At 43.3% G+C, this 14784-nt stretch carries 13 protein-coding genes and 2 tRNA genes; 8 read left to right on the top strand and 7 right to left on the bottom strand.

Going from position 1 to position 14784, the window contains the following annotated elements; genetic code table 11:
- Position 1 precedes the first annotated feature (1 nt).
- The 3 genes from JXR01_00625 to JXR01_00635 all read left to right on the top strand — a co-directional run bounded on the left by JXR01_00625 (position 2) and on the right by JXR01_00635 (position 3194).
- A complete protein-coding gene (locus JXR01_00625; protein ID QSH39505.1) occupies positions 2-1723 on the top strand; it encodes a penicillin-binding protein 2 in 1722 nt (573 codons plus the stop codon).
- Positions 1724-1766: 43 nt separating this feature from the next.
- A complete protein-coding gene (locus JXR01_00630; protein ID QSH39506.1) occupies positions 1767-3080 on the top strand; it encodes a UDP-N-acetylmuramoyl-tripeptide--D-alanyl-D-alanine ligase in 1314 nt (437 codons plus the stop codon).
- Positions 3081-3122: 42 nt separating this feature from the next.
- Positions 3123-3194 (top strand) — tRNA-Glu (locus tag JXR01_00635).
- A 62-nt stretch (positions 3195-3256) separates the two neighbouring features.
- On the opposite strand, the gene JXR01_00640 is transcribed toward JXR01_00635, so the two are convergent.
- From JXR01_00640 to JXR01_00655, 4 genes are all read right to left on the bottom strand, one after another.
- Entirely contained in the window at positions 3257-3430 is a 174-nt protein-coding gene (locus JXR01_00640; protein ID QSH39507.1) for a hypothetical protein, read from the bottom strand.
- A gap of 107 nt (positions 3431-3537) precedes the next feature.
- Complete coding sequence (locus JXR01_00645; protein QSH39508.1) at positions 3538-3969, bottom strand: hypothetical protein; 432 nt, start codon at positions 3967-3969, stop codon at positions 3538-3540.
- A gap of 47 nt (positions 3970-4016) precedes the next feature.
- Positions 4017-4574: a threonylcarbamoyl-AMP synthase gene (locus JXR01_00650; protein ID QSH39509.1), complete on the bottom strand. Its 558-nt coding sequence runs from the start codon at positions 4572-4574 to the stop codon at positions 4017-4019.
- Between the two features lie 11 nt (positions 4575-4585).
- A tRNA-Leu gene (locus JXR01_00655) sits at positions 4586-4667 on the bottom strand.
- A gap of 126 nt (positions 4668-4793) precedes the next feature.
- Between JXR01_00655 and JXR01_00660 the strand changes: the two genes are divergently transcribed.
- On the top strand, positions 4794-5873 hold the full coding sequence (locus tag JXR01_00660; GenBank protein QSH39510.1) for a ParB/RepB/Spo0J family partition protein: 1080 nt from the start codon (positions 4794-4796) through the stop codon (positions 5871-5873).
- Here JXR01_00660 and JXR01_00665 read toward each other — a convergent pair.
- A complete protein-coding gene (locus JXR01_00665) occupies positions 5870-7477 on the bottom strand; it encodes a bifunctional (p)ppGpp synthetase/guanosine-3',5'-bis(diphosphate) 3'-pyrophosphohydrolase (protein QSH39511.1) in 1608 nt (535 codons plus the stop codon). The genes JXR01_00660 and JXR01_00665 overlap by 4 nt on opposite strands.
- Positions 7478-7631: 154 nt before the next feature.
- Complete coding sequence (topA, locus tag JXR01_00670; GenBank protein ID QSH39512.1) at positions 7632-9809, bottom strand: type I DNA topoisomerase; 2178 nt, start codon at positions 9807-9809, stop codon at positions 7632-7634.
- A gap of 324 nt (positions 9810-10133) precedes the next feature.
- Here topA and JXR01_00675 point away from each other — a divergent pair, with 324 nt between their 5' ends.
- The gene (locus JXR01_00675; GenBank protein ID QSH39513.1) at positions 10134-10322 is read left to right on the top strand and encodes a hypothetical protein; all 189 of its coding nucleotides are present in this window, start codon (positions 10134-10136) and stop codon (positions 10320-10322) included.
- Positions 10323-10401: 79 nt separating this feature from the next.
- Here the strand turns inward: JXR01_00675 and dprA are convergent, their stop codons facing one another.
- The gene (gene dprA / locus JXR01_00680) at positions 10402-11262 is read right to left on the bottom strand and encodes a DNA-processing protein DprA (GenBank protein ID QSH39514.1); all 861 of its coding nucleotides are present in this window, start codon (positions 11260-11262) and stop codon (positions 10402-10404) included.
- 28 nt (positions 11263-11290) lie between these two features.
- Here dprA and serS point away from each other — a divergent pair, with 28 nt between their 5' ends.
- The 3 genes from serS to JXR01_00695 are packed head-to-tail and all read left to right on the top strand — an operon-like array spanning position 11291 to position 14470.
- Positions 11291-12562, top strand: coding sequence for a serine--tRNA ligase (gene serS / locus JXR01_00685; GenBank protein QSH39515.1), 1272 nt, complete (start codon positions 11291-11293; stop codon positions 12560-12562).
- A 3-nt stretch (positions 12563-12565) separates the two neighbouring features.
- Positions 12566-13462, top strand: coding sequence for a hypothetical protein (locus JXR01_00690; GenBank protein QSH39516.1), 897 nt, complete (start codon positions 12566-12568; stop codon positions 13460-13462).
- Between the two features lie 15 nt (positions 13463-13477).
- Positions 13478-14470, top strand: coding sequence for a tRNA-dihydrouridine synthase (locus JXR01_00695; protein ID QSH39517.1), 993 nt, complete (start codon positions 13478-13480; stop codon positions 14468-14470).
- The last annotated feature ends 314 nt before the right edge of the window (positions 14471-14784 follow it).

Consider the following 14784-nt stretch of genomic DNA (forward strand, 5'->3'; position numbering starts at 1 on the left):
GATGGCGACTACACAAAACAGAAATAATTTTAAAATAAGAACCCGTGTCATTTTAGGCGCGGTTCTTTTTGTTGCATTACTCCTTGTTACTCGGTTGTATTTTCTACAAATAGTACACGGTAGTGAATATCGAATAGAGGCAAGCGATCAGTATGTGAGTACCTCAGGTGGGTTCTATGACAGAGGAAGTATTTTCTTTGTCGATAAAAATAATTTACAGGTACGTGGTGCAACTATAAAAACAGGGTTCCTACTTGCTATAAAGCCAGTTGAAATTGTGGACGCCGAGCAGGTGTATTCAGTATTGGAGCCATACATAGAGATAGACAAAGAGACTTTCATGATTAGAGCTACAAAAGAAGGTGACCCGTATGAAGAAGTCGCGACACGTTTGAATACAGAAGCAGCTGCAGCGATACGAGAAGCTGACTTGGATGGAGTATTGTTACTTCCCGACCATTGGCGTTATTATCCAAGTGGTGCGCTTGCTGCTCACACCTTAGGCTTCGTAGCCTACGATGGAGCAGAGAGAAATGGGCGCTATGGTCTTGAACGACATTTCGATGATGTGCTCGTACGTGGCTCAAGTAGTTTGTACATAAACTTTTTTGCTGAACTCTTTACGAACATTCGAGACGTGGTGTTTGTTCCAGTGAATAAACGGGAAGGAAATATCGTTACAACTCTTGAGCCAGAAGTTCAAGTGCAACTCGAGCGTGTCCTTATTGAAATGAAGGAGAAATGGGATTCACAGTTTACTGCAGGAATTGTTATTGACCCACAAACAGGAGCAGTGCGTGCACTTGCAGTAACCCCGACGTTTGATTTAAATGATTTCGGAAGTGCAGAAACTGCTGACTTTGCGAATCCATTAATCGAGCGAGTATACGAAATGGGCTCTATTATGAAGCCACTTACTATGGCTGCTGGACTTGATTCAGGTGCAGTAACGTCTGAGAGTACCTACAATGACCGTGGCTCAATAAAACTAGACACGTACACCATTTCTAATTTCGATGGCAAAGCACGTGGTGTGGTACCAATGCAAGAGATTCTCTCGCAGTCTTTAAACACTGGTGTAGCTCACATCGTTACGGAAATGGGGAAGGATGAATTCAGACGATACATGTACCGATACGGTATAAACGAAGAGACGGGTATTGATTTACCTAACGAAGCTCACAACCTTACCGAAAACTTAAATAGCCCACGCGATGTCGAGTATGCAACCGCAAGCTTTGGACAAGGTGTTGCTTTGACTCCGATTACTATGGTTCGCGCACTTTCTATTTTACCGGATGGATATATTGAACAGCCACACATAGTGTCTGCCATACAACCAACGAGCGGAATCAAGCACGAGTTAGATTATTCTGATGTACGAGAACAAATTCTTGATCCTGAGACAGCGGAAGAGATTACCCGTATGCTCGTTGAAGTTTTTGATGAGGCGCTGTTAGGCGGAGATGTAAAAAAAGAACACTATAGTATCGCAGCAAAAACGGGTACTGCACAAATTGCATCACCTGATGGTGGTTACTATGACGACAAGTTCCTACATTCCTTTTTTGGTTACTTTCCTGCGTTTGATGCGAAGTATTTAGTTTTCCTTATGAATGTAGAACCACAAGGAGCACAATATGCGTCACAAACACTCACTGAGCCATTTATGGAGATGACCAATTTCCTTATTAATTACTACGATATTCCTCCGGACAGATAGGGTTTCAGACAGTCCAATACTCATGCTATGCTGTATAAATCTTATGAGTGGCATAAAAAAAATAGTACGAAACATAGTCGTGTTTATTATCACGTGGGAGGCACATATGGTGCTCAAAAAGTATAAGCCACAGATTATTGCGATTACTGGAAGTGTGGGGAAAACAGGTACGAAGGACGCAATTTTTGCAGCGCTTGAAAACTCTCTCTTTGTGCGCAAAAGTGAAAAAACACTTAATAGCGAAATTGGTGTACCGCTTACCATTCTTGGGTGTGAGAGCGGCTGGAATAATCCAGTAAAATGGTTTAAAAATATTCTTGAAGGACTGGCACTCATTTTTCTTAGAAATCACTATCCAAAGTGGCTTGTGCTTGAAGTTGGCGTTGATCGACCAGGGGACATAGCAAGTCTCACGAAATGGTTGAAACCTGACATCACAATAATTACTGCACTACCGGACGTTCCGACTCATGTAGAGAATTTCAAAGATCCACAGGACGTTGCACGAGAAAAAAGGCTTCTTGCGGAAGCGTTGAAACCAGAAGGCACTTTGATTCTAGGTGGGGATGATAAACGAACCGCATCTTTGAAAAAAGATTTTTCTCAAATAAATACAATCATGTACGGAATTGAATCTCACAATGACATCGTAGGTTCGCACACTTCAATTTTTTATGATACAGAAGGACATCCGAGCGGCATGCAGTTTAAGGTTGATGAAAAAGGTTCCAGTATCCCTATAAAAATAGAGGGACGCATTGGACAACAGCAAGTATATCCAATACTTGCCGCGTTTGCTGTAGCGAGAGCTGTAGGAATACCACCGCTTTCTATTACGAAAGGGATTGAACACTCGGGAGCATCGCGCGGGAGGATGCGAATTCTTGAAGGACATAATAACACTACAATAATAGATGATTCGTATAATTCGTCACCCACCGCAGTACGAGCTGCTCTTTCAACACTTAAAAAAGTTGAAACAAAAGGGAAGAAGATTGCTGTACTTGGTGACATGCTCGAGCTCGGCCGATTTAGCTCAGACGCTCACAAAAAAGTTGGTGTGCAGGTTGCAGGTGTTGCTGATGTACTTATCACTGTCGGAGTTCGTGCAAAAACTATCGCCCAATCAGCACGCGAAGCTGGTTTTGATATTGAATGTATACAAGAGTTTGATGTGGGTGATTCAAAGGAAGCTGGTGCGGTAGTGCGTGCAATGCTGGAACCTAATGATGTAGTGCTCGTAAAAGGTTCCCAAACAGGTATTCGTCTCGAGAAAGCTGTTAGGGAAATGCTTAAAGAGCCACAGCGAGCAAAAGAATTGCTTGTACGACAGGAAGACGAATGGCTCGCTCGGTAGCTGGAAGAAAACACTAAATTGTGTACAATTGGGCGTCTAGACGGCTCCATCGTCTAACGGTTAGGACATCGGCTTCTCAAGCCGGCAATCCGGGTTCGATTCCCGGTGGAGTCACAAAAAATTAGAGTCCTGTACAGAAGATTCTGTACAGGACTCTTGGGTTCAAGAATGCTCACTCATGGGCATGTAATCTGCAATGCTTCCTTGGCAAGCTCAGGTGTCCAAAGCACTCGCTCTGTCGAGCTGCATGGCACAGACTTTCTTGAAGGGAGCTTTCTCATAACGTGAGCAACTTCCCGCGGAATCTTGATGCTCGGATCAAGAACTATATCGTCGAAGTCATTTGTCATAATTACCTCCATGTGCAAATGAGATCTGTATAAAGAATACCATGAAGAACTTAGTTGCGTAGTATCGATTTTCGGTGGGAATCGAATAGGTAGGAGCTTTAGTTTATCTATTTGGAGCACTTTCGCAAAAGCCGAAGGATAAGCAAGAAAACAATGCTTGGGAGGATAATAACATAGAGTAATTCTGAAAGAATAAATGTAGTTTCTGTATAGCCAGCCATACGTGCTGCCTCTGGTAGCCCTAAAGCTTGTGTATGAACTATTGAGCCGATAATGCCAGATAGAACTGTGTAAGCCCACAATGCGAGCATTCCGTATGTTAAATATCGTGGCGTTTTGCTAGCAACTGATTTAAATGAAAATACAAAATACAAAAAGAGGATTGCGAAAGAAAGATCAATAAATGCGGTGAAGTAGAATGGAGAAAGTAAGAAGAATTCGTAATTATCCCAAATTCCATAGAGTGAACCGAGCGCGAAAACTAAAAAGAGACCACGTATAAGAAGGTTAGTTGCAGAGCGCGAAAGAGTGAATTTCATTAACCAAGTGTAGCATACGCTTGCCGAAGAACTGTTGCTGTACACATTTATATTTTCACTGGACCTTCGCGTAGTACCTTACATTCATCTGTTGTGCAGTCGATAATAGTGGACCCTTCCTTTTTTTTAGTTGCCCCAGGAAGGATTACCGCTGCCTTCTCTGAGAACGTTGCATACGCTTCATCGTAGGAAAGAATAGCTGGTTTACCAGAAATGTTTGCACTTGTTGCAGCAAGAACTCCGCCGACGTTTGTAATGAGTTCGAGTAGATCTTCATGGTTTGGCATGCGAAGGGCAATAGTTCCGTTGCTTTTGAGAACACCCATTGGAAATTCTGTTTTAGCATGTGCAACAATAGTAAGTGCTCCTGGCCAGTGTTTTTCCATTAATTCCTTACATTTTGAAGTAATTTCCCCAAGAGCTTCCGCTGTTTCAATCGAATCAATAAGTATTGGTATGTTCTTTTCATCTGGTCGTTGTTTGGCAGCATAAAGTGCTTCGATAGCTTTTTCATCAAATGGATCACATCCTATTCCGTATACAGTATCAGTTGGAAACACGATAAGTTTCCCATCGCGTACTGCTTCTGCTGCTTCATCGATCATTGTTGTCATTGTGCCGAAGGGGGGAATCGAACCCCCACTCCCGAAGGAACACGATTTTGAGTCGTGCGCGTCTACCAGTTCCGCCACCTCGGCATGGTGTGATGGTTATTCTACATGGAGTGACAAAAACTTCCAGCTTTAAAGTGACGGTCGTTTCATGCAGTTTATCTCCACTTATGCACATAAAGTAGAAATAACTGCTGTGGTATACTGCCCACAATGGCATCAGATTTTTACAACAACTCAGTTTTTTGGATCGAAGTACATCGAATTCAGCCAAATCCATACCAGCCAAGAAAGGAGTTTGACGAAGAAGCCCTCAAGAGTCTTTCTGAATCTATTCGACAGTACGGAATTTTGCAGCCACTCGTAGTGACACGTCGCGAGATAGAACGTGGCGACGGTGGAATTTCAGTAGAGTATGAACTTGTAGCGGGTGAACGACGACTACGTGCGTCTAAGATGGCGGGCGTATCACAAGTACCAGTACTTATTCGTAGTACTGAAGATTCTGACAAAGTAAAACTTGAACTCGCGATTATTGAAAACCTTCAGCGTGAAGACTTGAACCCGATTGATAGAGCGCTTGCATTTCAACAGCTTGCAGAAAAGTTTAGTTTGAAGCATGTAGAGATTGCCAAAAAAGTTGGACGGAGCCGCGAATATGTTTCTAACTCGCTACGACTCCTCGCTCTTTCAGATGAGATTCGACAGGCCGTCGTGAATAGGCAGATAACCGAAGGGCACACACGACCACTTCTTATGCTGTGTGAGCGACCTGAACAACAGATGGCACTCTTTAAAGAGATACAAGAGAAGAAACTCACTGTGCGCGAAGCAGAGCGTATAGCTCGCGGTATAGCTACGGATAAGGCACGAAAGCAGGATTTGCCGCCAGAACTTGCCGCACTAGAAAGGGAGTTAACTGAGAGATTAGGAACACGTGTGCAAATTGAAACACGAGATAAAGGAGGGAAAATGCATATTGATTTTTTCACACCAACAGATGTACAACAATTTCTTGCATTGGTAAGTGCGACAGCTCCGAAAGAAGTAGTCATTGAAACTACAGCGGAAGAGGATAGTGTCGCAGAGACAGAAGCACCAAAAGAAACAGGTGTGTTGTCACCACTGTCGGAGTTTGTTTCGTACGCATTGGATGATGAGATCAATGATGATGAGGAGATGACAGTTTCTAAAAACACAAACGAAAAAATCGTAGAAGAAGTGAATCAAGAAACAACGAAAAAAGAAGATGAGGAAGAAGACATTTACTCAATCAGCAATTTTTCAGTTTAAATAGCTTCGCCTACTCTCTGTAGGTATGTTCGGATGTGGCGCTTCGCAAGAGTTGTTTTTGCCATATCCATCCATTTTCTATTTGGATGATTTTTTTCGCTCGTTTCTATTTCAACGACATCACCATTTTTTAAGCATGAGCTTAGCGCTGCCATCTTACCATTTACTTTTGCGCCAGACATGTTATTTCCAATTTCTGAATGGATCGCGTATGCGAAATCTATCGGACTTGAATCGATAGGGAGGTCAATAACGTCTCCACGCGGAGTAAACACAAAAACGCGATGACTAAAGAAGTCGCTCTTTATATCTTGCAAAAAAGCGTGAGGGTTTTCATCATCGACATCTTGTGCATCGGCCATGTTTTTTAACCAATCTGGTGTTGAATCGTCAGTGTAGGTGAGTTTAGATTCTCCTGAAGGCAACTTTCCTTGACCCTCCATCCAGAGGCGTGCAGGAATGAATTGTCGAATCCAACTGACTGCACTGTTATCACCTTTTTTCTTGCTCGCACCATCTGCTTTATACGAAAAATGTGAAGCAATACCAAACTGAGCTTCTCTGTGCATTTCCTCGGTTCTGATTTGAAGCTCAATAACATTACCATCTCCTGTATGGATGGTTGTGTGGATTCCTTTATAACCATTTGGTTTAGGGAAGGCGATATAGTCCTTTACACGTCCTGGTAGCGGCCGCCACTCACCGTGCACAATACCAAGAACTGTGTAGCAGTCCGCAACTGAATCAACAATGATACGTAATGCCCACAGGTCAAATATTTTTGTAATGTCCCAATCTTTACGCTCGAGTTTGCGGTAGAGACTATACAGACCTTTCACTCTGTTTGCCGTTCTAAACTTTTTAACCCCGTATTCAGCAATTTTCTTTCGCACCGTATTGTGCGTGCGTTCAAGGCGTCGTATATCATCACCGCCTGCTTCTTTAAATATCTTTAAAACCTTTTCGTATTCTTCAGGATATGCATGCGGGAATACTGCGTCCTCCAACTCGCGCTTCATAAGACCCATTCCAAGACGGTCGGCAATTGGGGCGTAGATTTCTAGTGTTTCTTGGGCGATACGTTCTCGTTTATCGTCGCGAGGTATATGCCCGAGAGTGGATGCGTTATGTAGTCGGTCAGCAAGTTTGATAATCATTACACGAACATCTTGTGACGTCGCCGCGAAAAGTTTGCGAAGTGACTCAGTATGACGTTTCATTCCGCGATAACGAACATGGCCAAGCTTGGTTACCCCTTCAACTAAGTTACGTACATCCAGGCTTAGTTCTTCAGCAATTTCGTCTGCGGTTATGTCACTGTCTTCTATAGAATCGTGGAGAAGGGTAGCGGCGATTATTGTTGGACCCATCCCAATTTTTGCGAGATACTCAGCTGCTGCAATTGGGTGATTGAGATAGGGCTCACCTGAAAAACGTTTTTGACCACGGTGCGCTTTGCGAGCAAGGTTGTATGCACGGGTTATGAATTCAATGTCCTTCTTTTCAGTAAGGCCCATTATTGTGAAGATGTTCTTTAAAGCAGCAGGTGGCGCCTTCTTATTTCCTCCGTTTTTGTTTTCTGTAGAACTGTTAAATATTGCCATTAACCCCATGGTACTTCCAGATGGTGCTTTTGACAAATGAACGTCACGGTTTAGTTCTTAGAATACTGCGGTGCATCGCAGTATTCTAAGAACGAGGGGTAGTAAGAAGTAAAAAGTTCATTTAGACCAAGGTCGGACCTTGGTCTAAATGCTTTTATAATTTGTGAGGATTGTGATTAGGACACGTCTTATCACTACATCTTTCAGGGATTGTTTTTGTGCCTTCCATCATAAGTCCTTTACACAGTGGACACAGGTTTCCAGTAGGTTTTGCTTTTATGGCAAGCTTACAATCTGGATAATTTGAACAACTGTAAAATGCACCAAATCGTCCGTGACGTTCTATAAGTTCTCCATCTTTACAATCTGTACATTTTACTCCAGTCGAGTTGAGCGTGTTGTCTTGCTTAATGTATTTACATTTAGGGTAGCGGTGACATGAAATAAACATTCCAAACCTCCCTTCGCGCATAACGAGCTTCCCTGGCTCCTGCTTGCTTCGTGGCCCGGGTTCTCCACATTTCGGGCATTTTTCACCGATATCTTTAGGCGGTTCAATTATATTGCCATCTTCTTTTCGTGCACCGCTACAATCGGGGAATTTCGCACAGCTCATAAACTTTCCGTTTTTTGAAAGTTTAAATACCATTTCACTATCACATTCGGGGCATTTAAACTCTTCAGGAACCGGACCGAGATTAGTAAGTTTCGGTACATCCTCTTTTGATGCAACTTCTTTTGAGAAAGGAGTATAAAAATCTTTTAGTGTTTTAACGTATTCACGCTTTCCTTCAGCAATATCATCTAGCTCATCTTCCATTTCTGCGGTGAAGGTATCACTTACGTACTGTGCGAAGTGCTCTTCAAGGAAACTACTTACAACGTCACCAGTGTCTGTTGGAATTAAGGCACGTGCTTCTTTTGCAACGTAGCCGCGATCAGAAAGCGTCCGCATAATTGCAGCGTATGTACTTGGGCGTCCGATACCTCGTTTCTCGAGTTCTTTAATAAGACGTGCTTCTGTATAGCGTGGTGGTGGCTGTGTTTCTTTTCCTTCGCTCTCAACTGTTTGCACAGCTAGAGCTTCTCCCTCTGATACTTTTGGTAGCTCAACGTCTTCGCCGCGTGCTGACGGATCGGCCATAAGCCAGCCATCTTTTACTACACGTGAGCCGGTGACTGCAAAATCAGGCACCGTGTCGTGCGCAACAGAAGCAGTAATTTTTGTACGCGCAATCTCAGCGTCAATCATCTGGCTCGAAACAGTTCGAGCCCAGATAAGTGAGTACAATCTCTTTTGCTCTTCGTTTCTTCCTGCTGCAATTTTATTTACATCAGATGGGCGTATAGCTTCGTGAGCTTCTTGAGCAGATTTTGAGTTTGTTTTGTATTGTCGAATTTCAACATGATCTTTTCCATATTCACTTTCAATAACTTTACCGATGCTACTTAGTGCATTTTCAGAAAGGTGTGTGCTGTCGGTTCGCATGTACGTTATAAGTCCAGCTTCGTACAGTTTTTGGGCAACACCCATAGTTCTTGAAGGTGCGTATCCCAAGCGTGAGCTGGCGGCTTGCTGCATCGTTGAGGTAGTAAAAGGAGCTTTTGGCACCCGCTTTGCAGCAGTTTCCTTTACATTTGCTACTTGCCATTCATTTGCTTTAGCGTTTTCTACAATAGTGTCAGCATCACTTTCTGTTTTTGGTTCTTCAGAACAGGTAAATTCAATCGGTGCTTTTGAAGCAGATGCAGTGTGTGCTGTAATAACCCAAAATTTTTCAGGAATAAACGCACGAATTTCTCGCTCACGCTCCATAAGGATACGAAGCGCAGGAGACTGCACACGACCAGCTGAAAGTCCGTAACGAACCTTCTTCCAGATAAGTCCAGAGAGGTCATAACCCACGAGACGGTCGAGGATTCGGCGAGCTTCTTGCGCTTCGCGTAGATTTTCGTCAATAAGACGTGGATTCTTTAAAGCAGCCTGCACTGCTTCTTTTGTAATTTCATTGAAGACAATTCGTTTAGGCTTCTTTAAACCAAGCACTTCTTTCAGGTGCCACGCAATAGCTTCTCCTTCTCGGTCGGGGTCAGTTGCAAGGATTACTTCGTCAGATTTTTTTGAGAGTTTTGTGAGTTCTGCAATAACATCGAGTTTCTTTGCAACTACTTCGTAGTTGGGAACAAATCCTTTCTCTATATCAATAGCTTTCTTGTTGTTCTTAGGTAAATCACGTACGTGCCCAACACTGGCTCGCACAGTAAAGCCATCCCCGAGATATTTCTCGATAGTTTTAGCTTTTGCAGGGGATTCGACAATTACAAGCTTCATAGGCGGTAGGGTTACATGCTCTTACAAAAAAAGCAAAATATTTACATGAATAAAGGTATAGGAGAGGGAAGATGCCACATATTGACGTATATGTCAAACAAGGTATAATAACGGTTGGATAAATTTATAGAAAGGGAAGCGCTATGCGTAACTTTTTTAAGCTCTTTGGTTTTGCTACAACTGTCGCAGCATCTGGGTTCCTTGCTCTTGGCACGAATTCAGCTCTGGCATCCACACCGCGCATCGTTTGTGAAATGCCTGGGACTTCGTCTGGGTTTATTCTGACCGTTTCGCATCAGGACTGTGAGGCAATGCAAATTGCTCATGCCCGCAGCCATGTTGTCCATCAGCGGCCTCAAGCTGTGCGCAGACACTCACCGCGAGTTGTTGTTCGTCATCATGTCAGTCGCGCTGAACGCCTGCAGCGTCATGTCTATCGATCAGGACATCCACGGCGATACCGTGGTCACCACAGACCTCCGCCTCGGTACCATGGAAGTGGCTGGGGTGTGAGTGGCACCATCCATTGGCAGCAATAATCTGTCAGAACCAAAACCAAGAAGGGTCCGTGAGTTTACTCACGGGCCTTTTTCTATTTCCGTCTTAGTGTCCCTAACTTTTCAACTATAACTCCATCAAGCTCAAGTTTTGATAAAAGTATATTTGCTTGAGTAATGGGGAGTGAAACTTCTTCGAGAAATTCATCTCTTGTTTTGGGCTCAGCTAATAAATCGTATATCTCTTGTTCTTCTTGTGAGAGTTTAAAGTTGGTTTGTTTTTCATCTTGTGCTTCGTGCTTTATGCTAAATACATCCAATATATCTTCTGGTGTAGTTATCGGAGTGGCACCAAGTTTCCAAAATTGATGTGCTCCACGCGATGAATCAGCAAAAATTGAAGCAGGCACCACGAGTAGCTCCCTATTGTAGTCGGTTGTGAGTCGTGCCGTTATTAAAGTACCCGAACGTTCAGTCGCCTCAATAACCAGTACCGCGTGTGACATACCTGCCATAATTCTATTTCTCTTTGGAAATGTCCACGGCGCTGCACTTTGTTCTGGTTCCAACTCACTTAGTAAGGCACCCTTGTTTTCTAAGATCCTTTGCGCAAGTTGTACGTGTGAACGTGGGTATAGAACACTCTCTGAAAGTCCAGAACCGGGTACTGCAATTGTGTGCAGTCCTATGTTTAGTGCTGCGGTGTGTGCATGACCATCTATACCTAATGCTAATCCAGACACAATAGAGATGTCATAGCCTTTAAGTCCGCCAATAAGATAGTCGACTACCTCACGCCCGTAGCTGGTGCATTTTCTTGAGCCGACGACAGTAAGCAGCTTTGTTTCTGGGCTTGGGAGGGAACCTTGCATATACAAATACTCGGGCGGGTCGCTAATTTCCTGCAACAGTGGCGGGAAGTCCTTTGGAAGGATTTGTTGAATGAGCTGGCTCATAGTACGATTCAATTATAACAAGGAATATATGCTAGACATTAAATTCATACGGGACAACAAAGATATTGTCGCAGCGGGTGCAAAGAAGAAACACGTCGATATTGATTTGGACGCTCTTATCGCGCTTGATGATTCTCGTAAAGAACTTCTTCAAACCGTAGAAGAAAAACGCGCTCAACAAAATGAAGTCACGAAGACTATTGCATCAGAAAGGGATTCAGATAAGCGACAAAAAATGATTGAGCAAATGCAAACACTTAAAGCCGACATGCAGAAAGAAGAGGATGCACTGAAAGAGGTGATGGATAAGTGGCGATCACTCATGTTGCAGGTTCCTAATGTCCCAGATATGTCGGTACCTGACGGCGCGACTGACGAAGACAATGTTGAGATAAGAACGTGGGGAGACAAACCGCAATTTGGCTTTGAGCCAAAAGACCATATCGATATATTAACTGCACTCGATATGGTGGACTTTGAACGAGGTTCTAAGGTACATGGATTCCGTGGATACTTTTTAAAAAATGAAGGAGTGGAGCTTTCGTTTGCTATGTGGAACTACGCTCGAGATTTCTTTATGAAAAAGGGGTTAGACCTTATGATGCCACCGACAATCGTGCGAAAAGAAAACTTTTACGGTACAGGGCATTTACCAAACGAAGCTGAGGATTTATATAAAACGCAAGATGACGAGTTTCTTACGGGAACCGCCGAGGTGCCGGTGATGGGATACTATCGCGATGAAGAAATTGATTTTAGTAAACTCCCAATAAAACTTTTGGCTTTCTCGCCATGTTTTCGACGAGAGGCAGGGAGTCACGGAAAAGATACGAAAGGTTTAATACGCGTTCACGAATTCTTTAAATGGGAACAGGTTATTTTGTCTGAGGCCAGCCACGAGAAAACTGTAGAGCTACACGAATGGCTCACACAAAATACAGAAGAATTTATGCAATCACTGGGGATTCCATATCATGTTGTTGTAAACTGTGGAGGCGATTTAGGACAAGGGCAGGTAAAGAAATATGATATAGAGGCGTGGGTTCCAAAAGAGAGTAAGTATAGAGAAACTCACTCATCTTCATATTTCCATGATTTCCAAACACGTCGTTTTAATATCACGTACCGAGATAGAGAAGGTAAAAAGCGCTTCGCTCACTCTCTGAACAACACCGCTGTCGCTGGCCCACGTATCCTTGTATCACTCGTTGAAAACTATCAGCAAGCGGATGGCTCAATACAAATTCCAGAAGTACTTCGCCCGTATCTTGGAGGCAGAGAAGTCATTGTTAAAAAATAAAATATGTGGCGTAATAGTCGTAGAACATCTAGGAATTCCATAAAACGGAAGTCTGTATCTACAAAAGGAGTACGAGCTCAAACTAAACTAGCACGCTCAAAAGTTGCTCAAAAACGTTTTAGAGTACGGCTTCTTATCTTTGGCTTCATCCTCATCATAATTACTTCCTTGCTAGGAGCGCTCAGTTGGGTTTCATTCTCGCATGTACTTGCTGTACAAAAAACTGAAATTATTGGGAACAGTGAAGTGCGAACACGTGCAATACAAGAGACTTTATTTCGTAATACACAAAGACCTCTCATTGGTCTCTTTTCGCGGCAGAATACAGTGCTGTATCCCGCTGCTGAGCTAGAAGGAATTCTTTTATACGAGTTCCCCAAAATAAAAAGTGTCACTATTGATTCACAATTAACAAAGCAACAAGTGCTAGTAACTGTTGCTGAACGTGAGCCGTATGCACAATGGTGTAGAAATTTTAATGAGGTATATACGTGTTACTTTATAGATGCAGAAGGGTTTATATATGAAGAATCGGCTCTCGCTGATTTTCTGATTTTTGAAAATGGAATTGATGAATCAAAAGACGATGTGCTGCGTACATTTGTGGAACCGAAATATTTTCAAGACGTTAAAGAGTTTCTTTCTAAATTAAAAGTTTTAGACGTACAGGTAAAGAAATTTGTATTTGAAGGAATTGATGGACGAATATATTTAGAACCTGAGTGGGAAATTCGAATAGCATTAGACAAGGGTTTGGAAACGACGGCAGTCAATCTTGAAGCGGTATTAGATGAGTATCATCTACGAGACAGGCTCAGCGAGCTTCAATATATAGACCTGCGCTTTGGGGAACGTGTGTATCACACATTTAAGGAAAGTACTGACACGCAAGAAGAGTAATGCTAGTGTAGTGCAATGAATTTTTGGGAAACATTAGAAAAACCGTTTTTTGTCTGCGCGCCGATGGAGGACGTAACTGATGCCGCGTTTCGCTCGGTTATTGCGAAATACAGTAAAGGCAAAGGAGGTAAATATGTGACCTTTACGGAATTTACTTCTGCAGACGGATTGGTATTTGCGGATGAAAAAGGGCAGGAGAAGCTACGGAAGAAATTTCGCTTTACCGAAGAAGAGCGACCTATAGTTGCGCAGATATTTAGTGCAACTCCAGAACATATAGAAAAAGCTGCTGCTATTGCGCGCGAGTGTGGGTTCGATGGAGTAGACATAAATATGGGGTGCCCAGATAGATCAGTGGAAAAGCAGGGGGCAGGGGCAGCACTGATAAAGAATCCAAAACTCGCCCAAGAACTTATTTACGCTGCAAAGAAGGGAGCTGGCGACTTACCAGTGTCGGTTAAAACACGCATTGGCTACAATGAGGTTCAGCTAGAGGAATGGCTCACTACGCTTCTTGAGACACAGCCAGCTGCCATTACACTTCATGCACGGACACGTAAAGAAATGAGCAAAGTTCCAGCACAGTGGAATCTTATAGCCGATGCTGTCGCTCTTCGTGATTCTTTCTGTGAGTCTAAAGAGCATAAGACCCTGATTATAGGAAATGGCGATGTTGCAAGCATTGCACATGCGCGAGAGCGTGCTACAGAAAGTGGTGCAGACGGTGTAATGATTGGGCGTGGAATGTTTGGCAATCCGTGGTGTATGTCTGACCATCAGCCAACACACGAAGAAAAACTCCGCGCACTTATTGAACATACTGAGTTATTTGAGAAAGAGTTTAAGGGAGCTAAAAGTTTTGCAACTATGCGCAAGCATTTTTCAAGTTATGTAGAGGGTTTCGAAGGAGCAAAGCAACTCCGTATTGCACTTATGGCGTGCGACGATGCTGCACAAGTGCAACAGGTTATTGAGGAACACCTTGCTCAACTTGAAAAGCTGGAGTAGTCTGTGGTTTGGTTCATATTAGAAAGGGGACTAGAATGGGAAAACCATTTAAGGGATGTGGCTATCTCCCAAAAGACGCCGAGAGAGAGTCTGAGGATTGCGCACGTATGTCTGCGGTTCTACGGAATGAAAAGTGCAGAGGCTGTAAATCGCCATATAAAGTTGATCCTCCTGCTGGTACAGGTCGTACTCCAGGAGAGGTGCCGATTGTCAGCGCGGCAAAAGAAACTAGCCACACACAGTTTCTCAAAGAATAACATCGCGTTTGCGCGAAAAAAGAGGCTGCTTGTGTATCAAGGCAGCCTCTTCTTTTT

The sequence above is a fragment of the Candidatus Kaiserbacteria bacterium genome, from assembly GCA_017134395.1.
Classification (GTDB): Bacteria; Patescibacteriota; Minisyncoccia; order Phycocordibacterales; family UBA2100; genus UBA2100.

What these genes read in the sequence shown, in the direction of transcription:
- JXR01_00625 (QSH39505.1), top strand. Translation starts at nt 2, where the DNA reads ATGGCGACTACACAAAACAGAAATAATTTTAAAATAAGAACCCGTGTC.
- JXR01_00695 (QSH39517.1), top strand. Translation starts at nt 13,478, where the DNA reads ATGAATTTTTGGGAAACATTAGAAAAACCGTTTTTTGTCTGCGCGCCG.
- JXR01_00675 (QSH39513.1), top strand. Translation starts at nt 10,134, where the DNA reads ATGCCCGCAGCCATGTTGTCCATCAGCGGCCTCAAGCTGTGCGCAGAC.
- JXR01_00660 (QSH39510.1), top strand. Translation starts at nt 4,794, where the DNA reads ATGGCATCAGATTTTTACAACAACTCAGTTTTTTGGATCGAAGTACAT.
- dprA (QSH39514.1), bottom strand. Translation starts at nt 11,262, where the DNA reads ATGAGCCAGCTCATTCAACAAATCCTTCCAAAGGACTTCCCGCCACTG.
- JXR01_00640 (QSH39507.1), bottom strand. Translation starts at nt 3,430, where the DNA reads ATGACAAATGACTTCGACGATATAGTTCTTGATCCGAGCATCAAGATT.
- serS (QSH39515.1), top strand. Translation starts at nt 11,291, where the DNA reads ATGCTAGACATTAAATTCATACGGGACAACAAAGATATTGTCGCAGCG.
- JXR01_00650 (QSH39509.1), bottom strand. Translation starts at nt 4,574, where the DNA reads ATGATCGATGAAGCAGCAGAAGCAGTACGCGATGGGAAACTTATCGTG.
- JXR01_00645 (QSH39508.1), bottom strand. Translation starts at nt 3,969, where the DNA reads ATGAAATTCACTCTTTCGCGCTCTGCAACTAACCTTCTTATACGTGGT.
- topA (QSH39512.1), bottom strand. Translation starts at nt 9,809, where the DNA reads ATGAAGCTTGTAATTGTCGAATCCCCTGCAAAAGCTAAAACTATCGAG.
- JXR01_00690 (QSH39516.1), top strand. Translation starts at nt 12,566, where the DNA reads ATGTGGCGTAATAGTCGTAGAACATCTAGGAATTCCATAAAACGGAAG.
- JXR01_00630 (QSH39506.1), top strand. Translation starts at nt 1,767, where the DNA reads ATGAGTGGCATAAAAAAAATAGTACGAAACATAGTCGTGTTTATTATC.
- JXR01_00665 (QSH39511.1), bottom strand. Translation starts at nt 7,477, where the DNA reads ATGGCAATATTTAACAGTTCTACAGAAAACAAAAACGGAGGAAATAAG.